Source organism: Nitrospirota bacterium (genome assembly GCA_016180645.1).
Taxonomy (GTDB): Bacteria; JACPQY01; JACPQY01; order JACPQY01; family JACPQY01; genus JACPAV01.
In genome coordinates this window covers 27,401-44,708 of the sequence record JACPAV010000016.1, presented here as the reverse complement: position 1 = coordinate 44,708, position 17,308 = coordinate 27,401, and the positions used below count along the sequence as shown (strand labels likewise).

At 60.1% G+C, this 17,308-nt stretch carries 17 protein-coding genes, 1 tRNA gene and 1 other RNA gene; 11 read left to right on the top strand and 8 right to left on the bottom strand.

Annotation, left to right across the window (positions count from 1 at the left end; translation table 11 throughout):
• Position 1: 1 nt before the first annotated feature.
• From HYT87_10645 to HYT87_10630, 4 genes are all read left to right on the top strand, one after another.
• The gene (locus HYT87_10645) at positions 2 to 925 is read left to right on the top strand and encodes an alpha/beta fold hydrolase (GenBank protein MBI2060216.1); all 924 of its coding nucleotides are present in this window, start codon (positions 2 to 4) and stop codon (positions 923 to 925) included.
• Positions 926 to 938: 13 nt separating this feature from the next.
• Positions 939 to 3,395, top strand: a complete 2,457-nt coding sequence (gyrA, locus tag HYT87_10640; protein MBI2060215.1) for a DNA gyrase subunit A — start codon at positions 939 to 941, stop codon at positions 3,393 to 3,395.
• 139 nt (positions 3,396 to 3,534) lie between these two features.
• Entirely contained in the window at positions 3,535 to 3,783 is a 249-nt protein-coding gene (locus HYT87_10635; GenBank protein ID MBI2060214.1) for a hypothetical protein, read from the top strand.
• Positions 3,767 to 4,231 (top strand): putative toxin-antitoxin system toxin component, PIN family, encoded by a 465-nt coding sequence (locus HYT87_10630; protein MBI2060213.1) that lies wholly within the window; start codon positions 3,767 to 3,769, stop codon positions 4,229 to 4,231. The genes HYT87_10635 and HYT87_10630 overlap by 17 nt, the downstream gene beginning before the upstream one ends.
• A 59-nt stretch (positions 4,232 to 4,290) precedes the next feature.
• Here HYT87_10630 and HYT87_10625 read toward each other — a convergent pair whose 3' ends face one another.
• Together HYT87_10625 and accB are read right to left on the bottom strand one after the other, a co-directional pair.
• The gene (locus HYT87_10625; protein MBI2060212.1) at positions 4,291 to 5,637 is read right to left on the bottom strand and encodes an acetyl-CoA carboxylase biotin carboxylase subunit; all 1,347 of its coding nucleotides are present in this window, start codon (positions 5,635 to 5,637) and stop codon (positions 4,291 to 4,293) included.
• Between the two features lie 50 nt (positions 5,638 to 5,687).
• The gene (accB, locus tag HYT87_10620; GenBank protein ID MBI2060211.1) at positions 5,688 to 6,218 is read right to left on the bottom strand and encodes an acetyl-CoA carboxylase biotin carboxyl carrier protein; all 531 of its coding nucleotides are present in this window, start codon (positions 6,216 to 6,218) and stop codon (positions 5,688 to 5,690) included.
• A gap of 56 nt (positions 6,219 to 6,274) precedes the next feature.
• Between accB and rnpB the strand changes: the two genes are divergently transcribed.
• An RNA gene (gene rnpB / locus HYT87_10615) (RNase P RNA component class A) lies at positions 6,275 to 6,901 on the top strand.
• Positions 6,902 to 6,949: 48 nt separating this feature from the next.
• Here the strand turns inward: rnpB and HYT87_10610 are convergent.
• From HYT87_10610 to rpsU, 6 genes are all read right to left on the bottom strand, one after another.
• Positions 6,950 to 7,375: a ribonuclease HI family protein gene (locus HYT87_10610; GenBank protein ID MBI2060210.1), complete on the bottom strand. Its 426-nt coding sequence runs from the start codon at positions 7,373 to 7,375 to the stop codon at positions 6,950 to 6,952.
• Positions 7,376 to 7,417: 42 nt separating this feature from the next.
• The gene (locus HYT87_10605; protein ID MBI2060209.1) at positions 7,418 to 8,170 is read right to left on the bottom strand and encodes a hypothetical protein; all 753 of its coding nucleotides are present in this window, start codon (positions 8,168 to 8,170) and stop codon (positions 7,418 to 7,420) included.
• 158 nt (positions 8,171 to 8,328) lie between these two features.
• Positions 8,329 to 8,400: transfer RNA gene (locus HYT87_10600), tRNA-Ile, on the bottom strand.
• A 14-nt stretch (positions 8,401 to 8,414) separates the two neighbouring features.
• Positions 8,415 to 10,217: an RNA polymerase sigma factor RpoD gene (rpoD, locus tag HYT87_10595; GenBank protein ID MBI2060208.1), complete on the bottom strand. Its 1,803-nt coding sequence runs from the start codon at positions 10,215 to 10,217 to the stop codon at positions 8,415 to 8,417.
• Complete coding sequence (locus tag HYT87_10590; GenBank protein ID MBI2060207.1) at positions 10,214 to 12,193, bottom strand: toprim domain-containing protein; 1,980 nt, start codon at positions 12,191 to 12,193, stop codon at positions 10,214 to 10,216. Before HYT87_10590 ends, rpoD begins: the two co-directional genes overlap by 4 nt.
• Positions 12,194 to 12,262: 69 nt before the next feature.
• Positions 12,263 to 12,454 (bottom strand): 30S ribosomal protein S21, encoded by a 192-nt coding sequence (gene rpsU, locus HYT87_10585; protein MBI2060206.1) that lies wholly within the window; start codon positions 12,452 to 12,454, stop codon positions 12,263 to 12,265.
• A 413-nt stretch (positions 12,455 to 12,867) separates the two neighbouring features.
• On the opposite strand from rpsU, the gene HYT87_10580 reads away from it, so the two are divergent.
• Genes HYT87_10580 through fliN form a run of 6 tightly spaced genes read left to right on the top strand, consistent with a single transcriptional unit; the run spans position 12,868 to position 17,304 of the window.
• Positions 12,868 to 13,638, top strand: a complete 771-nt coding sequence (locus tag HYT87_10580; protein MBI2060205.1) for a MotA/TolQ/ExbB proton channel family protein — start codon at positions 12,868 to 12,870, stop codon at positions 13,636 to 13,638.
• Between the two features lie 51 nt (positions 13,639 to 13,689).
• The gene (locus tag HYT87_10575; GenBank protein MBI2060204.1) at positions 13,690 to 14,475 is read left to right on the top strand and encodes a flagellar motor protein MotB; all 786 of its coding nucleotides are present in this window, start codon (positions 13,690 to 13,692) and stop codon (positions 14,473 to 14,475) included.
• A 1-nt stretch (position 14,476) separates the two neighbouring features.
• Positions 14,477 to 15,205, top strand: a complete 729-nt coding sequence (locus HYT87_10570; protein ID MBI2060203.1) for an OmpA family protein — start codon at positions 14,477 to 14,479, stop codon at positions 15,203 to 15,205.
• Positions 15,206 to 15,225: 20 nt separating this feature from the next.
• The gene (locus HYT87_10565; protein MBI2060202.1) at positions 15,226 to 15,726 is read left to right on the top strand and encodes a flagellar basal body-associated FliL family protein; all 501 of its coding nucleotides are present in this window, start codon (positions 15,226 to 15,228) and stop codon (positions 15,724 to 15,726) included.
• 8 nt (positions 15,727 to 15,734) lie between these two features.
• Entirely contained in the window at positions 15,735 to 16,766 is a 1,032-nt protein-coding gene (gene fliM / locus HYT87_10560; GenBank protein ID MBI2060201.1) for a flagellar motor switch protein FliM, read from the top strand.
• A complete protein-coding gene (gene fliN, locus HYT87_10555; protein MBI2060200.1) occupies positions 16,756 to 17,304 on the top strand; it encodes a flagellar motor switch protein FliN in 549 nt (182 codons plus the stop codon). Before fliM ends, fliN begins: the two co-directional genes overlap by 11 nt.
• The last annotated feature ends 4 nt before the right edge of the window (positions 17,305 to 17,308 follow it).

Sequence of the window (17,308 nt, the reverse complement as noted above, 5' to 3'; positions counted from 1 at the left end):
CGTGGAAGAAAAACACATTCGACTCGATGGAGCCGATATCTGCTACCTGGATGAGGGCCAGGGGGAACCCGTCCTCTTTGTCCACGGTCTCGGCGGCTACAAGGAGAACTGGGAACTGAATGTCCCCTATTTCGCGCGCGGCCGCCGCGTGGTGGCGCTCGATTTGCCGGGCTTCGGCCATTCTGAAAAGCCCCGCCGGGAATATTCCATGGATTTCTTTGTCGCGACGGTGAAAGGGCTGCTGGAGAAGTTGGGCATCGAGCGGGTCCACCTTGTGGGCAATTCGATGGGAGGGATGATTTCCGAAGCTTTTGCCCTGGCCCATCCTCTGAGGATCTCCAGTCTCACGCTGGTCGATGCGGCCGGGGTCAACATCTTCCCGGAGAAGCTTCTGTTTGGCGACCTCCAGGAGGGAGGAAGTGCCGCGAGAGGGCACCCTGAAGGAATCTATGGAATCGGGCAGGGTACTTCGCAGCCTCCCGGAGCGGCGGACTTTCTCGCGCAGGTCTTCGCCGTGGCCTCGGGCGTGGAGAAGGATTCCAAGAAGCGGGAGCAGGTTGTACGCGACTATATTCGGAGGCTCATCTTCTACACCGAGCCGCCGGTCCTGGAGAAGATGGTCCGGCACGCCCTCCAGGAGTTCTTCGGTTCGGATTTCGGAAACCGGGCCCATGCTTTCATGTCCTCGGCCCAAAATGCGCTCTTGACGCCCGTTCGGGCGCGCCTTCGTCAGATCGAAGCTCGAACCTGGATCGCATGGGGGGATCACGACGCGCTGCTCCCGATTGAGAACGCACACGTTTTTCAGAAAGAGCTTCCCCATGCCCGCCTGACCGTTTTCCCTTCCTGCGGGCACTGTCCCATGCTGGAATACCCGGATGATTTCAACCGGCAATTGTCCGCTTTCCTGGGCGAAAGGAACTGAGCGGGACTAGATCATGGAAGAGACACCTACGGCGATACTCCCGATCCGGTTCGAAGACGAACTAAGGAGGTCGTTCCTCGACTACTCGATGAGCGTCATCGTCAGCCGCGCGCTCCCCGACGTTCGCGACGGTCTCAAACCCGTGCATCGAAGAGTTCTTTACGCGATGTACGAGCTCGGAAATCTCCACAACAAGGCCTACAAGAAATCGGCCCGCATCGTCGGCGATGTCATCGGTAAGTACCATCCCCACGGGGACGTGGCCGTGTACGACACGATTGTGCGCATGGCGCAGGATTTTTCGTTCCGCTATCCGCTCGTCGACGGCCAGGGCAATTTCGGGTCGCTCGACGGAGATCCGCCGGCGGCCATGCGATACACCGAAATCCGGATGGCGCGGATCGCCGAGGAGCTCCTGGAGGACATCGAAAAGGAGACCGTCGATTTCGGGCCGAACTACGACGGTTCACTCAAGGAACCGAAGCTGCTCCCGGCGCGCATTCCGAACCTGCTGGTGAACGGGTCCACCGGCATCGCCGTCGGCATGGCCACCGAAATCCCACCGCACAACCTGAGGGAAGTGACGGAGGCCCTCGTTCATTTGATCGCGCACCCCGAGGCGGAAGTGAAGGACCTGCGGAAGTTCGTGAAGGGTCCCGATTTCCCCACGGCGGGGATCATCCACGGTCTGGAAGGGCTCAAAGAGGCGTATGAAACGGGGCGGGGAAAAATCCGCATCCGCGCCAAGGTCCACATCGAGAAGCAGGAAAAAGCCGGACGAGAGAGCATCGTGGTCACGCAGATCCCCTATCAGGCCAACAAGGCGAAGATCCTCGAGAACATCGGCCACCTCATCACCAACAAGAAGATCGAGGGCGTGGCGGACCTTCGGGACGAGTCGGACCGCGACGGGATTCGCATGGTCATCGAGCTGAAGCGGGACGTGCCCGGAAAGACGCTCATGAACCAACTCTTCCACAGCGCCGGGTTGGAGATCAGCTACAACATCATGATGGTGGCTCTCGTCAAGGGCCGTCCGGAAACCGTCAATCTAAGGAGCCTCCTGACGAATTTCCTCGATTTCCGGAAGGAGATGGTCACGCGCCGGTGCCTCTTCGATCTCCGCAAGGCGGAGGAGCGGGCGCACATTCTCGAAGGACTGAAGATTTGCGTCGACCATCTGGACGCGGTGATCAAGTTGATTCGAGCCAGCCAGGATGCCGAGGAGGCGCGCAACGGCCTCATGACGAAGTTCAAGCTCACCCTGGTCCAGGCGCAGGCGATCCTGGACATGCGGCTTCAGCGGCTCACCCAGCTCGAGCGCGAGAAACTCCTGAACGAGTACAAGGAGACCATCAAGGAGATCAACCGATTGAAGGAAATTCTGTCGAGCGAGAAGCTGATCATGAACCTCGTGCGCGAGGAATTGATCAAGGTGCGGGACACCTTTGGGGACGACCGACGCACGGAGATCCTGGAGAAGGTCGAAGAGGTTTCGTTCGACGATCTCATCGTGGAAGAGGACATGGTTGTCACGATTTCCCACCAGGGCTACATCAAGCGGAATCCTGTCTCGATCTACCGCGCGCAGAAGCGGGGCGGTCGAGGCAAGATCGGCATGAAGACGAGGGAAGAGGATTTCGTAGCCGATCTGTTTGTGGCGTCTACGAAGGACTATCTCTTGATCTTCACCGACCAAGGGCGCGTGTACTGGCTCAAGGTCCACAAGATCCCGCAGGCCGGCCGCGCCACGAGGGGAACGCCCTTTGTCAGCCTCGTGAGTTTCCAGCCGGGAGAGCGCGTTCAGAGTGTCGTGAACGTCCGCAATTTCGACGAGGACAAGTTTGTGTTTCTTGCGACTCAGAACGGCGTCATCAAGAAGACCGAACTCCGGGCGTTCTCGAACCCCATGTCGCGTGGCATCATTGCGCTGAACCTGAAGGACAAGGATTCGCTTGTGGGCGCCCAGATTACGGACGGCAAGCATGAGATCATCCTGGCCTCGGACCAGGGTAAGGCGATCCGGTTCAATGAAGAAGACGTCCGCCCGATGGGACGGGCCGCGGCGGGGGTGAAAGGCTTTAACCTTCCGAAGGGGGCCAAGGTGCTCGGTATGGCCGTCACGAAGGAGGCCAAGAGTACCGTGTTGACCGTCGCCCAAAAAGGTTTCGGAAAGCGGTCGATGCTGGAAGACTATCGGCTCCAAACGCGCGGCGGCTCCGGCGTCATCAATATCAACATCACCGATCGGACCGGCGGCGTCGTGGATATCCGCGTGGTCACGGATGAGGACGACCTCATGATCATCACCAACAAAGGAACGGTGCTGCGGGTTCCCGTGAAGGACATCCGCGTTACGAGCCGGGGCACGCAAGGCGTCAAGGTCATCTCCCTCGAAGAAGGCGAAACCGTCGCCGCCGTTGCCAAGCTGGCCGAAAAGGACGAAGAAGAGAACGGCGATTCCGCGTGACGCGGATCGCACTTTCAACCTCTCAGGCGGGCATGGATGCCCGCGATAGCGCAGAAAGTGCGAGCCGACGGCGTAGCGTAGTGCTTCTGTCCCGGGTGGCGATGTTGCCGCCGTTCTGGGAGTAGGATAGAGTGTGTTTATGAAAGCAAGGAGAGAGATGAAGGTCATTGTCCAGAGGCGTTTTCAAGCTCTCCTGTCCAAGATTGCGGAGGAAAAGGGCAAGCCCGCCGGAGCCCTCGTTTCTGAGGCCATCCGGCGCTACGTAGAGGGATATTTGGAAGAGAAGGAGGAAGCCGAATTCATCCGGCTCGCCCGGCATGGCGCGCGGAGACTTCGAATCCGCACTGAGGGAGACATTGAAAGGTTGATCGATTCCATCCGAGAATGATCCTTCAGGACGGCTCCGGGCCGTCCTTGACACAAACGTTCTGATCTCTGCGTTTCTGAATCGAAAAGGGATTCCCTACCGCCTTTATCGGGCCGCGAGAAGACGCGCCTTCACCCTTGTACTGAGTGAATCCGTTTTGGAGGAGTTGCGCCGCGTTTGGTTGGAGAAATTTCTTATCCCCAGGCAGAACGTCGAAATCAGGCTGAATCGACTCCGGGCGCGCTTCGAGTTGGTCGCCCCTCTCATCCGCCTGAGTCTTGTCAGGAGAAAAGATTCCGACAACCGTATCTTGGAAGCGGCGGTGGCGGGAAGAGCAGACTACCTTGTGACGGGTGATAAGAAGGACCTACTGACTTTGAAGCAGGTTGAGGGCATTCCCATCGTATCACCGATGGAGTTTCAGCGTATCCTCAACGAGTCGATCCCACGAACTCGCGTGAAACCATAGGTCGCAAGGTCCACGACGCACACACCTCCGGATCTTCCCGTTTCTGAAACGGAAGCCGCTCAGCCGCGGCGGGCGCGGAGTTGGTCGATGAAGGTGGTGTCGAACTCTCCGGAGCGGAACTCGCGCGTGTCCAGGAGTTCGAGCAGGAAGGGGATATTGGTCTTGATCCCGACGATCACGGTTTCGGACAACGCCCGTTTCATGATGTTGATGGCCTCCGGGCGCGTGGGCGCGTGCGTGATGATCTTGGCGACGAGCGGGTCGTAGTGAGGCCAAATAACCGTGTTGGCGGTGACAGCGGTGTCCACACGCACGTGGGGGCCTCCGGGGAGATGGAGGTACGCGATCGTTCCCGGGCAGGGCGCAAAGGTCACGGGGTCCTCGGCGTTGATCCGGCATTCGATGCTGTGTCCATCCACCTTCAAGTCGTTCTGGCCGAACCCCACGCGCTCGCGCGCGGCGATGCGGATCTGCGCCTGCACGAGGTCCCTCCCCGTGATGCTTTCTGTCACCGGATGCTCCACTTGGAGCCGCGTATTGGCCTCAATGAAATAGAATCGGCCTGAGGCGTCCACCAGGAACTCCACCGTTCCGGCATTGACGTACTTGGCCTCGCGGGCCACGGCGACCGCGGCCTGCGTGATCTGGTTCTTCAACTCCGGCGAAAGACTGGGAGAAGGGGCTTCTTCGATGACCTTCTGGTGGCGGCGCTGGAGCGAGCAATCGCGCTCGAAGAGATGGAGGATCCCTGCGCTCCCCGTCCCGAGAATCTGGACTTCGATGTGCCGGGGTCGCTCCAGATATTTCTCCAGATAGAGGTCGCCGTCGCCGAACGCGTTTTGGGCCTCCTGGTGCGCCTTGGCGAAGGAGGTTGCCAGGGCTTCCGGCGAGCGGATGATGGCCATCCCCCGGCCCCCCCCTCCGGCCTTGGCCTTCAGGATCACGGGGTAGCCGACCCGGCCGGCCCATCGGAGGGCTTCCTGGTCATCCACCAGTTTCCCGTCCGTGCCCGGCACGGTGGGAACGCCGGCCCTCGCGGCGGCCTTCTTGGCCTGGATCTTGTCGCCCAGCATGGACATGGTCTCCGGAGAGGGACCGATGAATGTGATTCCGTAACTTTCACAGACTTCTGCAAACGCGCTGTTCTCTGCCAGGAATCCGTAGCCGGGATGTACCGCGTTCGCCTTTTTAATCTGGCACGCGGCAAGAATCGGAAGTGCCGAGAGATAGGAGTGGGGCGGGTCCGGGGGGCCGATGCAGACTTTTTCATCAGCCAGAAGAACCGGAACGGAGTCCCGGTCGGCTTCCGAGTAGACCATCACGGTCTTCACGCGAAGCTCGCGGCAGGCGCGGAGCACTCGCAACGCAATTTCACCCCGGTTGGCGATCAGGACTTTCTCAAACATTCTGGATGAGGCAGGCTACCCGCCGTTGGGGCAGATGACCAGGCGTTGGGTCAGCCCCGCTTGATGATCATGAGGGGCTCCCCGAATTCGACGGTGGCACCGTTTTCTCTCAAGATCGAGACGATCTCTCCGTCTACTTCGGCCTCCACCTCGTTCATGAGTTTCATCGCCTCAACGATGCAGAGCGTCTGCCCCTTTTTGATCTTCTCTCCCGCCTCCACAAAGGGTTTGGCGTTGGGGGAGGGGGCGCGATAGAAAGTCCCGACGAACGGCGAGGTGACGAGAATCTGGCCGGGTTCGATCTCAAGGCGGGCGGGAAGGGGGGATGTCGCGGCGGGCCCGGCGGAGGGAACGGTCGACGCAAGAGGTGTCGCCGGAGCCTGCACGACCACGGCTTGGGCCGCCCCCGCCTTTCGGATCCGGATGCGGAGCTCGCCCCGGCGGACATCCAATTCCACCAGATCTGTACCTTCCATCAGCCGGGTCAGTTTCTGAATGGTGTCGATCAGGGGATCCGTTGAAGCGGAAGCGAAGCGAATTCTCCGAGGCTTGGTTGAGGCCGGGTCCCGGGATTTGGGCATTCGGCGATGCTATCGGCGGCCCCATCGAAAGTCAATGAAAGCGTGCTACACTTGAGGCGGGTAACTGGGTGATCGCTCTCCCCGATCGTGGCCCCGTGAGCCGTGACCCCGAAAGCCGGCCGCAGTCGGTGGTCGGAACCTCGGGCTCACCGGGTCACGGGTTCACGATTCGGGGGGGGAGGAAAGTCCGGACTCCGCAGGGCAGGGTGCTCCGTGTCAAACGGAGGCGGGCTCCCCGCTTAGGAGCGGGATCGGCTCGACGAATAGTGCCACAGAGACGAGTAGCCCCGCCCTTTCTTGGAATCAGCGTGCGGGCTAAGGATTGAGGTCAGGAAGACGTTTGGGACACAGGAAGTGGCGGCCGCACAAGCGTGCAGGCTGTTCTAGGAAAGGGCGGGGTGACGTGAAACGCGGTAAACTCCGCCCGGAGCAAGTCCAAGCATGCCCCGCTCCCCCCACCCCTTGGGGAATTTGAGATTCTTAATCTCAGATTTCAGAAGGGGTGGGGGGGAAGAGCGGCCCGCTCAAGTTTTCCCGCCGGCTGGCGGGGAGAGGCGGGGCGGGTAGGACGCATTAGAGGAATGATCACCGGGCAGGATGCAGACCCTTCGACACGCCATCCATGGCTTGCTCAGGGTGTCGGCTCCTGCCGACAGAATCCGGCTTACAGGTTGCCCGAAGGATTGGGGGCTCTCCGCTGAGAGGCGGGGGGTCCCCGCCGTTTTCTTGCGCTACGCCGGGACGGGGGTGGAAGGCTTTTCGCCCGCTTCGCTGCGGGCGGCGGCCATGTTGGCGAGGCGATCCGCCTCTTGATTCGCCTTCCGGGGGATGTGTACGATTTCCCACTCGAAAGGGCGAAGGAGCGATTGGATCTTGTCCCAGAGTGGGAGGATTCGAGGGTGCCGTACGCGATAGATGCCCGTGACCTGGTTCACCATGAGAAGCGAATCCGAGAAGACCTTGATCCGCTTGGCCTTTCGAATTTGGGCCTGTTCAAGGGCGGCAATCAGCGCGCTGTACTCGGCCACGTTGTTGGTGGTTTTCCCCAACGGGAGGACAATTTCCTGCGTCGTTTTTCCGGCGGCGTCCTTGAGGACGGCCCCCCCCCCGGCGGGTCCAGGGTTGCCCCGCGATGCCCCGTCCACGTAGATGATCAGGTCGGGCGCGGGTGGGGCGGCGGATGTGGGGAGGTCGGCCACTTAAGCCTGTGAGGCCGCTTTGGATGGGGCCGCCTCAGAGGGCCCTTCGTAATACAGGATCCGCTGGCAGTTGGGACACGCGATCAGCGTGTCGTCCTTCAGAATCTCGTTGTAGAGCTGGGGGGGGATGTTCCGATGACAGGCGAGGCAGAGTTCGTTGGCTGCTTTTGAGACCGCGATGCCTTCCCGTTTCTGCCGGATCATGTCGTACTTCTGAAGGAGCGATCGATCGACCTGGGCGGCCAGCCGGTTCCGACCGTCCACGACGCCATTGATATCCTTGTCCACTTCGGCCAGCTTTCGCAGAAGTTCCGCTTCCTTCTCTTTGAACTCCTTTTCTTTTCCGGCCGACTCGCCCTGTCTTTGGGTCACCAGGCGACGGCTTTCATCGAGGAGCATCATGGTTTTCAGAAGTTCATCCTCGCTTTCCTCTTTCATTTTTTTCGCGACCGAGATCTCCTTCAGCATGGCCTGATATTCCTTGTTCGTCTTGATCTGGCTGACGCGCTCTTCGTAGCGTTGAATCTGTTCCTTCTCAAGCTGGATCTCGTGCTCGATGGCTTTCTGTTCCGCCTCGTGTTTCGCAAGAGCCTGCCTGGCGTCTTCGGTGGTCTGGGAACAGAGCTCCAGCTCGCTCCGGTTGATATCGAGCTCGCGGGGGATCCGTTCTTTTGCATCGCGCATTTGCTGGATCCTGACGTCCACTTCCTGAAGCTGAAGGAGGATTTCGATCTGGGCGCGGATGTTCTTCATGCGGGGGATGTGGTGTCCAAGGCTGGCACTTGGCGTTGGAAGGGCAGGCTTCCTGCCTGCCGTATTGCGCCAAGTACCGCACCCTCCATGGCTGGTCCCATGCCAGGAAGGCCATGGGGCCACGAAAGGAAGCGGTCCAGGATGGACCGCATGTCACGTGGTCCCGCCTGGAGTCGAACCAGGATCAGCCGCTTATAAGGCGGCCGCTTTAACCGTTGAGCTACGGGACCCTCTGGATTCGCGCTCATTCCTGGCTGAAGGTTTTCAATTTTCGGCTCCGGGTGGGATGGCGAAGTTTGCGGAGGGCCTTCGCTTCGATCTGGCGGATGCGCTCGCGGGTCACCTGGAAGTCCCGCCCCACTTCTTCGAGCGTGTGGTCCGAGTCCACCCCCAGGCCGAAGCGCAGACGGAGCACACGCTCCTCGCGCGGGGTGAGCTGCCCGAGCGCCCGCTGAATCTGATCGTGCATGTCCCGCTTTTCCGAGGCCTGCTCCGGGCTGAGAATCTTGGGGTCCTCGATGAAATCTCCGAGGTGCGTATCCTCCTCGTCGCCGATCGGGGTTTCAAGCGAGACGGGTTCCTTGGCGATCTTCAGGATCTTCCGCACCTTGTCTTCCGGCATGTCCATCTTCTCCGCGATCTCGTCCGGTGTCGGTTCGCGACCCTTTTCCTGAACGAGCTGGCGGGAGACCCGAATGAGCTTGTTCAGGGTCTCGATCATGTGCACGGGAATGCGGATGGTGCGGGCCTGATCGGCGATGGCGCGGGTGATCGATTGCCGGATCCACCACGTGGCATAGGTGCTGAACTTGTATCCCTTCCGGTAGTCGAACTTCTCCACCGCTTTCATCAAGCCGATGTTGCCTTCCTGGATGAGGTCCAGGAAGGAAAGTCCGCGGTTGGTGTATTTCTTGGCGATGCTGACCACGAGGCGAAGGTTGGCCTGGATGAGATCCTTCTTGGCCGTGCGCGCCCGGTGCTCCCCATCCGCAATCCGGTTGATGGTTTGTTCGAGCTGTCCGGCCGAAAGTTCCGTCTCGGCTTCCACGCGCTTGATCCGCCGGCGTGCCCGATGGATCTGGTTCTCCAATTCGATCAGCGCGTCCATGCTGTAAAGCCCAAGGTCCCCCAGTTTGTCCAACTGGCTTTTCTTGGGCAGCCGCCGGATTTTTCGGAGCTGTTTGGCCAGTTGGTCGATGGGGATGTTCTTGGTTTTCTCCATGACTTGGAGCTCTTCCTTGCCCTTGTCGATCCGTCCGACGAGATCCTTGAGCTGTTGGGTGATCCGGCCCACCTGCTTCCAGTTCAGATGGATCTCCTTGAGCAGGTGGACGATCTTGTCATTGTTGGCGTCGACCTTGGACTTCAGTCTCGAGCGGGTGCGCTCCGAGAGCCCGCGTCTCCTCAGCCGGTCGTACCCCTTCTTGTTGGTCTTGTAAATGTTCTCGATCTTTCCGGTGCACCGGAGGATCCGCTTCATGTACACCTTCTCGTCGATCTCCTGATCCTCGTCGTCGATGTCCTTGATCACATCCCGGAGCTTGAGCTTCCCCTCCTTGAGCTTCCGTCCGATGCGGATGAATTCCTCGCAGGTGATGGGGCATTCGATGACGGCTCGGAGGACCTCATCCTCGCCCCGTTCGATCTTTTTTGCGATTTCGATTTCCCCTTCGCGCGTCAGGAGCGGGATGGCGCCCATTTCTTTGAGGTACATGCGGACGGGATCGTTCCGAACGAGGTCGTCGTAGTCTTCCGCCGGTTGGGCGGTGGTGGGGCCTTCGGGAGCGCCTTCGACGGGCGGCTTGGGAGCGGCCGGGTGGGACAGGGGATCCACCAATTCGAGCCCTTTGTCGCTGAGTTCGCTGATGATGTCGTCCAATTGGTCGGTGGTGAAATCTTCGATGGGTAGGAAGTCCATGAGTTCGTCCACGGTGATGTAGCCGCCCTTTTCGCGGGCGCGCTGGATCACCGCCTTCATGGCGTTCTTGTTCTTCTGCTCGTTCGGCTTGGCCGGTGTTTCCTTTTTCTTTTTCTTTGCCATGGTCATGCTCGCCCGGAAAGGCCGTCCAACGGCTCGGGTTCCTTTTCCGCGAAAAGATCCGGCGTTCGATCCAGCGGCCATTCGAGCTGCGAATTTTCGACGCGCTTCTTCGCGAGCAATAGCCGCTTCATTTCTGCATCGTCGTTGTGCTTGCCGGCTTTCTGAATAAGGTTCCTTACATAAACCAATTTCTCCTTTTTGGCAAGGTCAAAGAGTCCGTTGAGGGCGTTGTGCAGGCGCTCGTCCGGCGATGCCGTGACCGCTGAAGGTCGCTCCAAGGCGAGCCGGCTGAAATTCTCGCAATCGTCCTTCTCGGTGAAGAGCGTTGCGAACGCCTCGGGGCTCGGGGACCGACCTTCGAACCGGCGATGGGCGGTGTCGATCAGCTTGGCGCGCCACGGATCCTTGAAAAAAAGGCCGGCGTGAAAGAGAACGGACCAGAGGCGGGGATCGTCGAGTGCGGCTTGGAGGGCGGTCTTTTCCATGAGGTCGCGCTGCTTTTCGCGAAGGGAGGCGAGACGGCCGGCGCCCGGCATGGATCGGGGTGGAACGGGGGAGGGCCGAGGATCCGTGCCCGCTTGAACCGCCGGGGGGAGAGAACGCCAAAGCGCATCCTCGCGAATCCCAAGTCGGGGGGAGATCATCCGCACATAAGTGTCGAGAATGATGGAATCTGTTACCGGTCGAAGAAGGGCGAGGAGGCGGTCCGCGGCCGCTTTCTTGCCCTGGGGCGTGGTTGGGGGAGTGGCCTTGAGGACCACGTCGATGGCCATTTCGAAGAGATCCTGATCCGAGGCGAATAGGGCTCGGAGGGCATCCGCGCCACGCTCCCGAACGAAGGCGTCCGGGTCCAGACCCGCGGGCAGTCGCACGGCTCGTGCGAGGATGCCTTCCGCCAACAGCAGGGGGAGTGAGCGGAGGGCCGCCTTGACGCCGGCCTCGTCGGGGTCGAAGAGGATGCGAAAGGCGGGTGAGAAACGCTTGAGGAGCCGGATGTGGATCGTTGTGAGCGCCGTGCCGAGTGGAGCCACCGTGTTCGATAGACCGGCTTGATGGAGGCTGATGGCGTCCATGTACCCTTCTACGAGGGTGACTTCACCCTGCTTGAGGATCGAATCCCGCCCCGCCTGGAGGCCAAAGAGGATTTCGCCCTTGCGGAACACCTCGCTGTCCGGCGAGTTGAGATACTTGGGCTCCGCCCGGGAGGTGGGAGGCGGCCGCTCCGGGAGGCTGCGAAGTACCCTGCCCGATTCCATCGATTCCTTCAGGGTGCCCTCCCGCGGCACTTCCCCCGTCGTGGGGGTCGAGGGGCGAGAGGCGTGAGCTTCGGGAAGGACCCGGCCGCCGAAGCCGGAGAGTCGCCCTTGCGCATCCCGGATGGGGAAGATGATCCGAGCCCGGAAATAATCGTAATGGCCGGAGGCTTTTTTTCGCACGAGGCCGCAGGCTTCGGCCAGTGTGAGATCGATTTTCTTCCGCCGCAGATGTTGGGCCAGCGATTCCCACTCCGCCGGCGCCCAGCCGACCTCGAAGCGGTTGATGGTTTCCTCCGTCAGGCCGCGGTCGCGCAGGTAGGAGAGGGTGGCCGATCCCTCCCGCGAGTCGGACAGCTTCTCCCGAAAGAACGCCAGGGCCTCGCCCAGAGCCCGACGCATCGCGTCCCGCCGACTTTCGCGTCGGGCGTCCTGGGGAGAGGATGGAATCTCCACGCCCGCCCGCCTCGCGAGCTCTTTGACGGCCTCGGGGAATGTGACCCGCTCCATCTGCATGTAAAAGGTGAACAAATTACCGCCGGCACCGCAGCCGAAGCAGTGGTAAAGCCCTTTTTCGGCGCTGACGCTGAACGAGGGTGTCTTCTCCGAGTGGAAGGGGCAGAGCCCCGAATGCTGTCTACCGGAGAGCTTGAGGGGCGTGTATTTCTGGACGAGGTCGGGAAGCGAGAGTCGGTTGAGAATCTGGTCGAGAATTCGCTGCTGGTCCAAGGGGTCTAAAGCCGGCCTTGAACAGGAACCCTTCTCCTCGTCGGGCCGGGACGCAGGGTGGGCGGGCGCTCAGGAGCGGTGACGCCGACGATGTCTCTTCTTGCGTGCGGCGATGCTCTTCTTTTTTCGACGGACGCTGGGCTTGTCGTAATGCTCCCTCCGCTTGATTTCAGACAAGACCTCGGCGCGCTCGATCTGGCGCTTGAATCGTTTCAGCGCGACTTCGAGCGGCTCGCCTTGTTGAACCTTGATACCCGGCATTGTGATGTGGAGGTCGCATTGTAGTGGCGAAAGGGGAAAAGTCAAATGAAAGCGTTCAGCGGTCAGCTATCAGCCGTCAGCCTCGGATCAAAAAGCGACGCAAGACGCGTGGCGTGGGCCGTAATGAAAGACGCTCGCGTGGCGCCGATCGATCCTGCCTGCATCTTGCGTTACGCGTCTGTGTCTGAAGGCTGACCGCTGAGAGCTGAATTGAATGCTTGCCGACTGAAACTCACAATTGACTTCACATTTCCGCGCCGAAGTAGTATTAAAGTGAAAATGTTTGTCAAATTTGCACTATATAATGAATGTAACTGAATTACTTTGAAAAATTTTGTAACTATTTTGTTTGACAACATATCTTCAGTGCGGTAATCTTGTCACTCGGTGCTTAGCAGAGGAGTAGTCTAAGGATGGACATAGCAACCTTATTGGGCGCCGCCGCGGGCGCTGGGATGATTCTCTTCGGAATCTTGCTCGGGAGTCCTCTCTCGACTTTCTATGATTTGCCGAGCGTGTTCATCACACTCGGCGGCGCAACCGGATCCACCCTGATCAATTTTACCGTCGGCGAGGTGGTGGGGATCATGAAAGTTGCCGTGAACACGATTCGGAGCCAGCCGGCGTCGTCCGCCGTGCTGATTCCGCAGTTTGTGGATATGGCCCAGAAAGCCAAACGAGAAGGCATCCTCGCATTGGAGGCGGTGGTGGAACAGACGAACGACAAGTTTCTGGCCACGGGCGTTCAGCTGGCGGTGGATGGATACGATCTGGAGGCCATTGCGGACATTCTGGAGTCGGACATTGAACACATGCACATGCGCCACCAGTCCGGCGTCGACATATTCAACAAGATCGGCTACTACGCGCCGGCGTTCGGTATGATCGGAACCCTGATCGGTCTTGTGCAGATGCTCAAAAGCCTGAACGATCCCTCGGCGATCGGTCCCGGCATGGCGACCGCGCTCATCACCACCTTCTATGGAGCGATCGTGGCCAATCTGATCTGCCTCCCCGTTGCGGGAAAACTGGCGAACCGGTCGGATGGGGAAGTCATGACGAAACGCCTTATCGTTCAGGGCATCCTGTCGATCAGCTCGGGCGACAACCCGCGCGTGGTGGAGCAAAAACTGTTGACGTTCCTTCCCCCGAAGGAACGAAAATCATCGTTTGCAGGGAAGTGAGCGATGTCCGCAAAGGAGAGCGCATCATCGAGACCGACGCGGGGGGCCTGAGTGGCCCGGGCCAAGCACAAGGAGCTCGAGAAGCGGGGCGCCATCGAGACGCCCGGCTGGCTTCTTACCTTCGGCGATCTCAACAGCCTTCTCCTCACGTTCTTCGTGCTCCTGATTTCGCTCTCCGTTCCCAACCAGCCTAAGATGAAAGACGTCATCAGCTCCATGAACAACGCCTTCGGGCCGTCCCGCTCGAAATCGGCGGACATGACGAAGAGCCGGATGCCCCTTCACAAGGCCTCGGGTGTGGTGGACATGCCGGTCCACAAGAGGCAGGAGTTCCAGCGCAAGGTGGAGGATCGCGTTCACACCAAGGCCTTCGGGCCTTACGCCCAATTCGAGAAGACCCCCGAGGGGTTCAAGCTGCGTCTTGCGGAAAATCTGCTCTTCCCCGGCGGCTCGGTGGATCTTCAGCCTTCCGGAATCGCCTTCCTGTCGGAACTGGCGCCCCTTCTGCGCGATTCCAACGTGTTCCTCCGCGTCGAGGGCCATTCGGACAACGTTCCCTTCAGATCGGATACGGTCGGCTCCAACTGGGAATTGTCGGCCTTGCGAGCCGTGACGGTCCTGACCGCGGTTCAGAAATTGGGCGAAATCGACATGAGCCGTTTGTCGGCTGTCGGATACGGGTCTCACCGTCCTGTCGCTCCGAACGATACGGCGGAGAATCGCGCCAAGAACCGCCGGGTGGAGCTCAATTTCATCGAACCGCAGCCCGTGATCCTCCCACCGGAACAACGCTGGGCGCCGGGATCGAGCCTGCCGCTGCCCACATCCAAGAACTGACATGGCCAAACGCGAACCCAAGCCATTGCCCAAGAGGAAGAACATGGAGACTCCGGGCTGGCTGCTCACCTTCGGCGATCTCAACAGCCTCCTCCTCACGTTTTTCGTGCTCCTTCTCTCGCTCTCGACGATCGATCGGGAGAGGACGAGCAAGGCGATGATTTCACTCGAACGGGCGTTCGGCATTCAGATCGGCACGTGGTCCGTGGAGCCGGCCCCTGCCAAGGTTGATGGGATCACCAAGACGGGCGCGTTTGACTTTCCGGCGTTCCGTGCGCATGAATATCAGAGGAAGATCGATGAGGCGGTGAAGAAAACGGACCTGGGGGAATTTGTGGATGTGGAATCGGGCCCCGGGGGCATCCTGTTGCGCTTGAAAAGCGAGATTCTGTTCGATGCCGCCGGGATGAATCCGGGAGGCGAAGGATTGGCCTTCCTGGGCAGGCTCGGAGACATCATCAAGGACTCCCCCTACGAGGTTTTTGTCGAGGCTCATACGGACGACCGCCCCATTCACACCGATTCGATCCGGGACAATTGGGATCTCTCGGCCCGGCGGGCGACCCGCGTCGCGGGCATTTTGGAAAAGTTTTCGGGGATCGATCCGAGCCGGATGGGCGCCGTCGGTTACGGCGAATCGCGGCCTCGCGTTCCGAATGTTTCGGATGAGAATCGCCGGATGAACCGGCGGGTGGAAATTCTTCTGAGGGAGCCGCAGGCTCCTCGGTAGTGGAAAGGTAGGTATGACGAATGGCGGATGAGGAACCCCAGGCGGAAGCAGAAGCGGCGGCGGCGGCAGGGCCGGGCGTCGGCGCGAAAATCCGCAAGATCGTCATCATCGCCGTTTCGGCGGTGGTGGGGCTTGCGGTGGTGGTGGGTGGCGGATTTTTCGCCTACAAGAAAATGCTCAGCCAGAAGGCGAACCCCGAAGATGTCATCCAGGAGATCGGGCCGACTTTCAAGCTGGAGAACATCATCGCGAACCTGGGCGACGAATCCGGTGATCGCTTCGTGAAGCTGACGCTCGAACTTGAAATGAGCGATGGCCTGTTGCAGCCGGAACTCGAGAAACGCCTGCCCCAGATCAAGCAGATCATTCAGCTCACGCTCCGCAGCAAGAAGGCCGCGGAGCTCAACACGCCCACGGGGATGAGCCTGTTTGCGGAGGAGATCCTGCACCAGATCAATTCGGTGCTCACCGGAGAGAAAACCGTGCGGCATGTATACGTGCCGGAACTGGCCATCCAGTAGGAGAGGACATGACCGATAAGCTGCTCACCCAGGACGAGATCGATTCCCTCCTCAAGGGAATTTCGTCCGGTGAGATCGGCGACATGTTGGAGACGAAGAAGGAGACCAAGCCCAAGGCGGGGCGACCGGCGGCGGCGGCGGGGCCGGACGCCCAGAATTACGATTTCACGCATCATGAGCGTTCCGTGGTGGGGAAGTTCCCCGGCATGGAGCGTGCCATGGAACGGTTTTCACGGGCCTTTCGCACCACCCTCTCGAATTCGCTCAGGGCGGTGGCGGACATCAACGTCAGTTCCCTCAAGGTGGGCAATTTCGGCGAATTCATGTCCAAGTTGCCGCTTCCCTCCAGCATCCATGTCTTTCGGCTCGATCCGCTCAAGGGTAACGGTCTTGTCGTCCTGGAAACCAATCTCGTCTTCGCCCTGGTGGATATCTTTTTCGGCGGCTCTGGAAAACCCTCGATGAAGATCGAGGGCCGGGAATTCACAACGATCGAGAGCCGGATCATCCAGCGCGTGGTTTTCATGCTCCTGGAGGATCTCGAACGGAGCTTCAGCGATGTATCGAAAGTGAAGGCGCATTATCAGCGCAGTGAGATGAATCCACAGTTTGCCAAGATTTGCCACGACAATGAGCCGGTTTTCGTCATCCAAAACGTCATGGATTTGGACCAGCATTCCGGCAAGATGTTTTTCTGTTTCCCGCAATCGTTATTCGATCCCATCCGCGACCGGTTGAAAATCCAAATGGCCGAGGAGGAGGGATCGGACGACAGGTGGAAGCCGGCCATGCAGAAGGAAATGCAACACGTGGCGGTGGACGTTCGCGTGGAGCTGGGCCACGCGCACACGACGGCCCGGGAACTTCTCAGCCTCAAGGTGGGAGACATCGTTGAGCTGGACCGACTGCACAACGAAGAGCTGACCATCTTGGTGGGCGGGGTTCCGAAAATGAGGGGCGTACCGGGCGTTTTCCGGGGCAACCTGGCAGTCAAGGTATCCAAGCTACTCGAAGAGGAGAAGAAGACCAATGGCGGATGATCCAACCAAGGAAGGCGAAATCCCGTCGCTGGACGATTTCTGGTCCACCGGAGGGGAGGAAGCCAAGCCCGAAGGCGGAGGCGCTGCGGCGCCCGCGGAGGGTGCCGCGGCGGCCGCGCCCCCGGGTGATGTGAAGATGGACGCGGGATGGGACTCGATGATGCAGGAAGTGTCGGGATCGGAGGCCAAACCTGCGGGGGCCGCGCCGGTCTCGGACCGGCAGGTCCAGGCCAAAACGTTCGCCACGATCGAGGCCTCCGGTGGCGGGCTGGGGGAGCCCCGGAACCTGGAAATTATCCTGGATATTCCGCTGGAGGTTACGGCCGAATTGGGGAAGGCGCGGGTCATGGTACAGGATTTCCTCCGGCTGGGCCTGGGGTCCATCGTTGAACTTCAGAAACTGGCCGGGGAACCGGTGGAAGTCATGGTGAATGGAACCCTGGTGGCGAGGGGCGAGGTGGTGGTGGTGAACGAGAAGTTCGGAGTTCGGTTGACCGATATTATTTCTCAAGCGGAGAGGGTGAAGAAACTGGTCTAGGACG

What these genes read in the sequence shown, in the direction of transcription:
- HYT87_10625 (MBI2060212.1), bottom strand. Translation starts at nt 5,637, where the DNA reads ATGTTTGAGAAAGTCCTGATCGCCAACCGGGGTGAAATTGCGTTGCGA.
- HYT87_10635 (MBI2060214.1), top strand. Translation starts at nt 3,535, where the DNA reads ATGAAAGCAAGGAGAGAGATGAAGGTCATTGTCCAGAGGCGTTTTCAA.
- HYT87_10580 (MBI2060205.1), top strand. Translation starts at nt 12,868, where the DNA reads ATGGACATAGCAACCTTATTGGGCGCCGCCGCGGGCGCTGGGATGATT.
- rpoD (MBI2060208.1), bottom strand. Translation starts at nt 10,217, where the DNA reads ATGACCATGGCAAAGAAAAAGAAAAAGGAAACACCGGCCAAGCCGAAC.
- HYT87_10565 (MBI2060202.1), top strand. Translation starts at nt 15,226, where the DNA reads ATGGCGGATGAGGAACCCCAGGCGGAAGCAGAAGCGGCGGCGGCGGCA.
- HYT87_10605 (MBI2060209.1), bottom strand. Translation starts at nt 8,170, where the DNA reads ATGAAGAACATCCGCGCCCAGATCGAAATCCTCCTTCAGCTTCAGGAA.
- HYT87_10570 (MBI2060203.1), top strand. Translation starts at nt 14,477, where the DNA reads ATGGCCAAACGCGAACCCAAGCCATTGCCCAAGAGGAAGAACATGGAG.
- fliM (MBI2060201.1), top strand. Translation starts at nt 15,735, where the DNA reads ATGACCGATAAGCTGCTCACCCAGGACGAGATCGATTCCCTCCTCAAG.
- fliN (MBI2060200.1), top strand. Translation starts at nt 16,756, where the DNA reads ATGGCGGATGATCCAACCAAGGAAGGCGAAATCCCGTCGCTGGACGAT.
- gyrA (MBI2060215.1), top strand. Translation starts at nt 939, where the DNA reads ATGGAAGAGACACCTACGGCGATACTCCCGATCCGGTTCGAAGACGAA.
- rpsU (MBI2060206.1), bottom strand. Translation starts at nt 12,454, where the DNA reads ATGCCGGGTATCAAGGTTCAACAAGGCGAGCCGCTCGAAGTCGCGCTG.
- accB (MBI2060211.1), bottom strand. Translation starts at nt 6,218, where the DNA reads ATGCCCAAATCCCGGGACCCGGCCTCAACCAAGCCTCGGAGAATTCGC.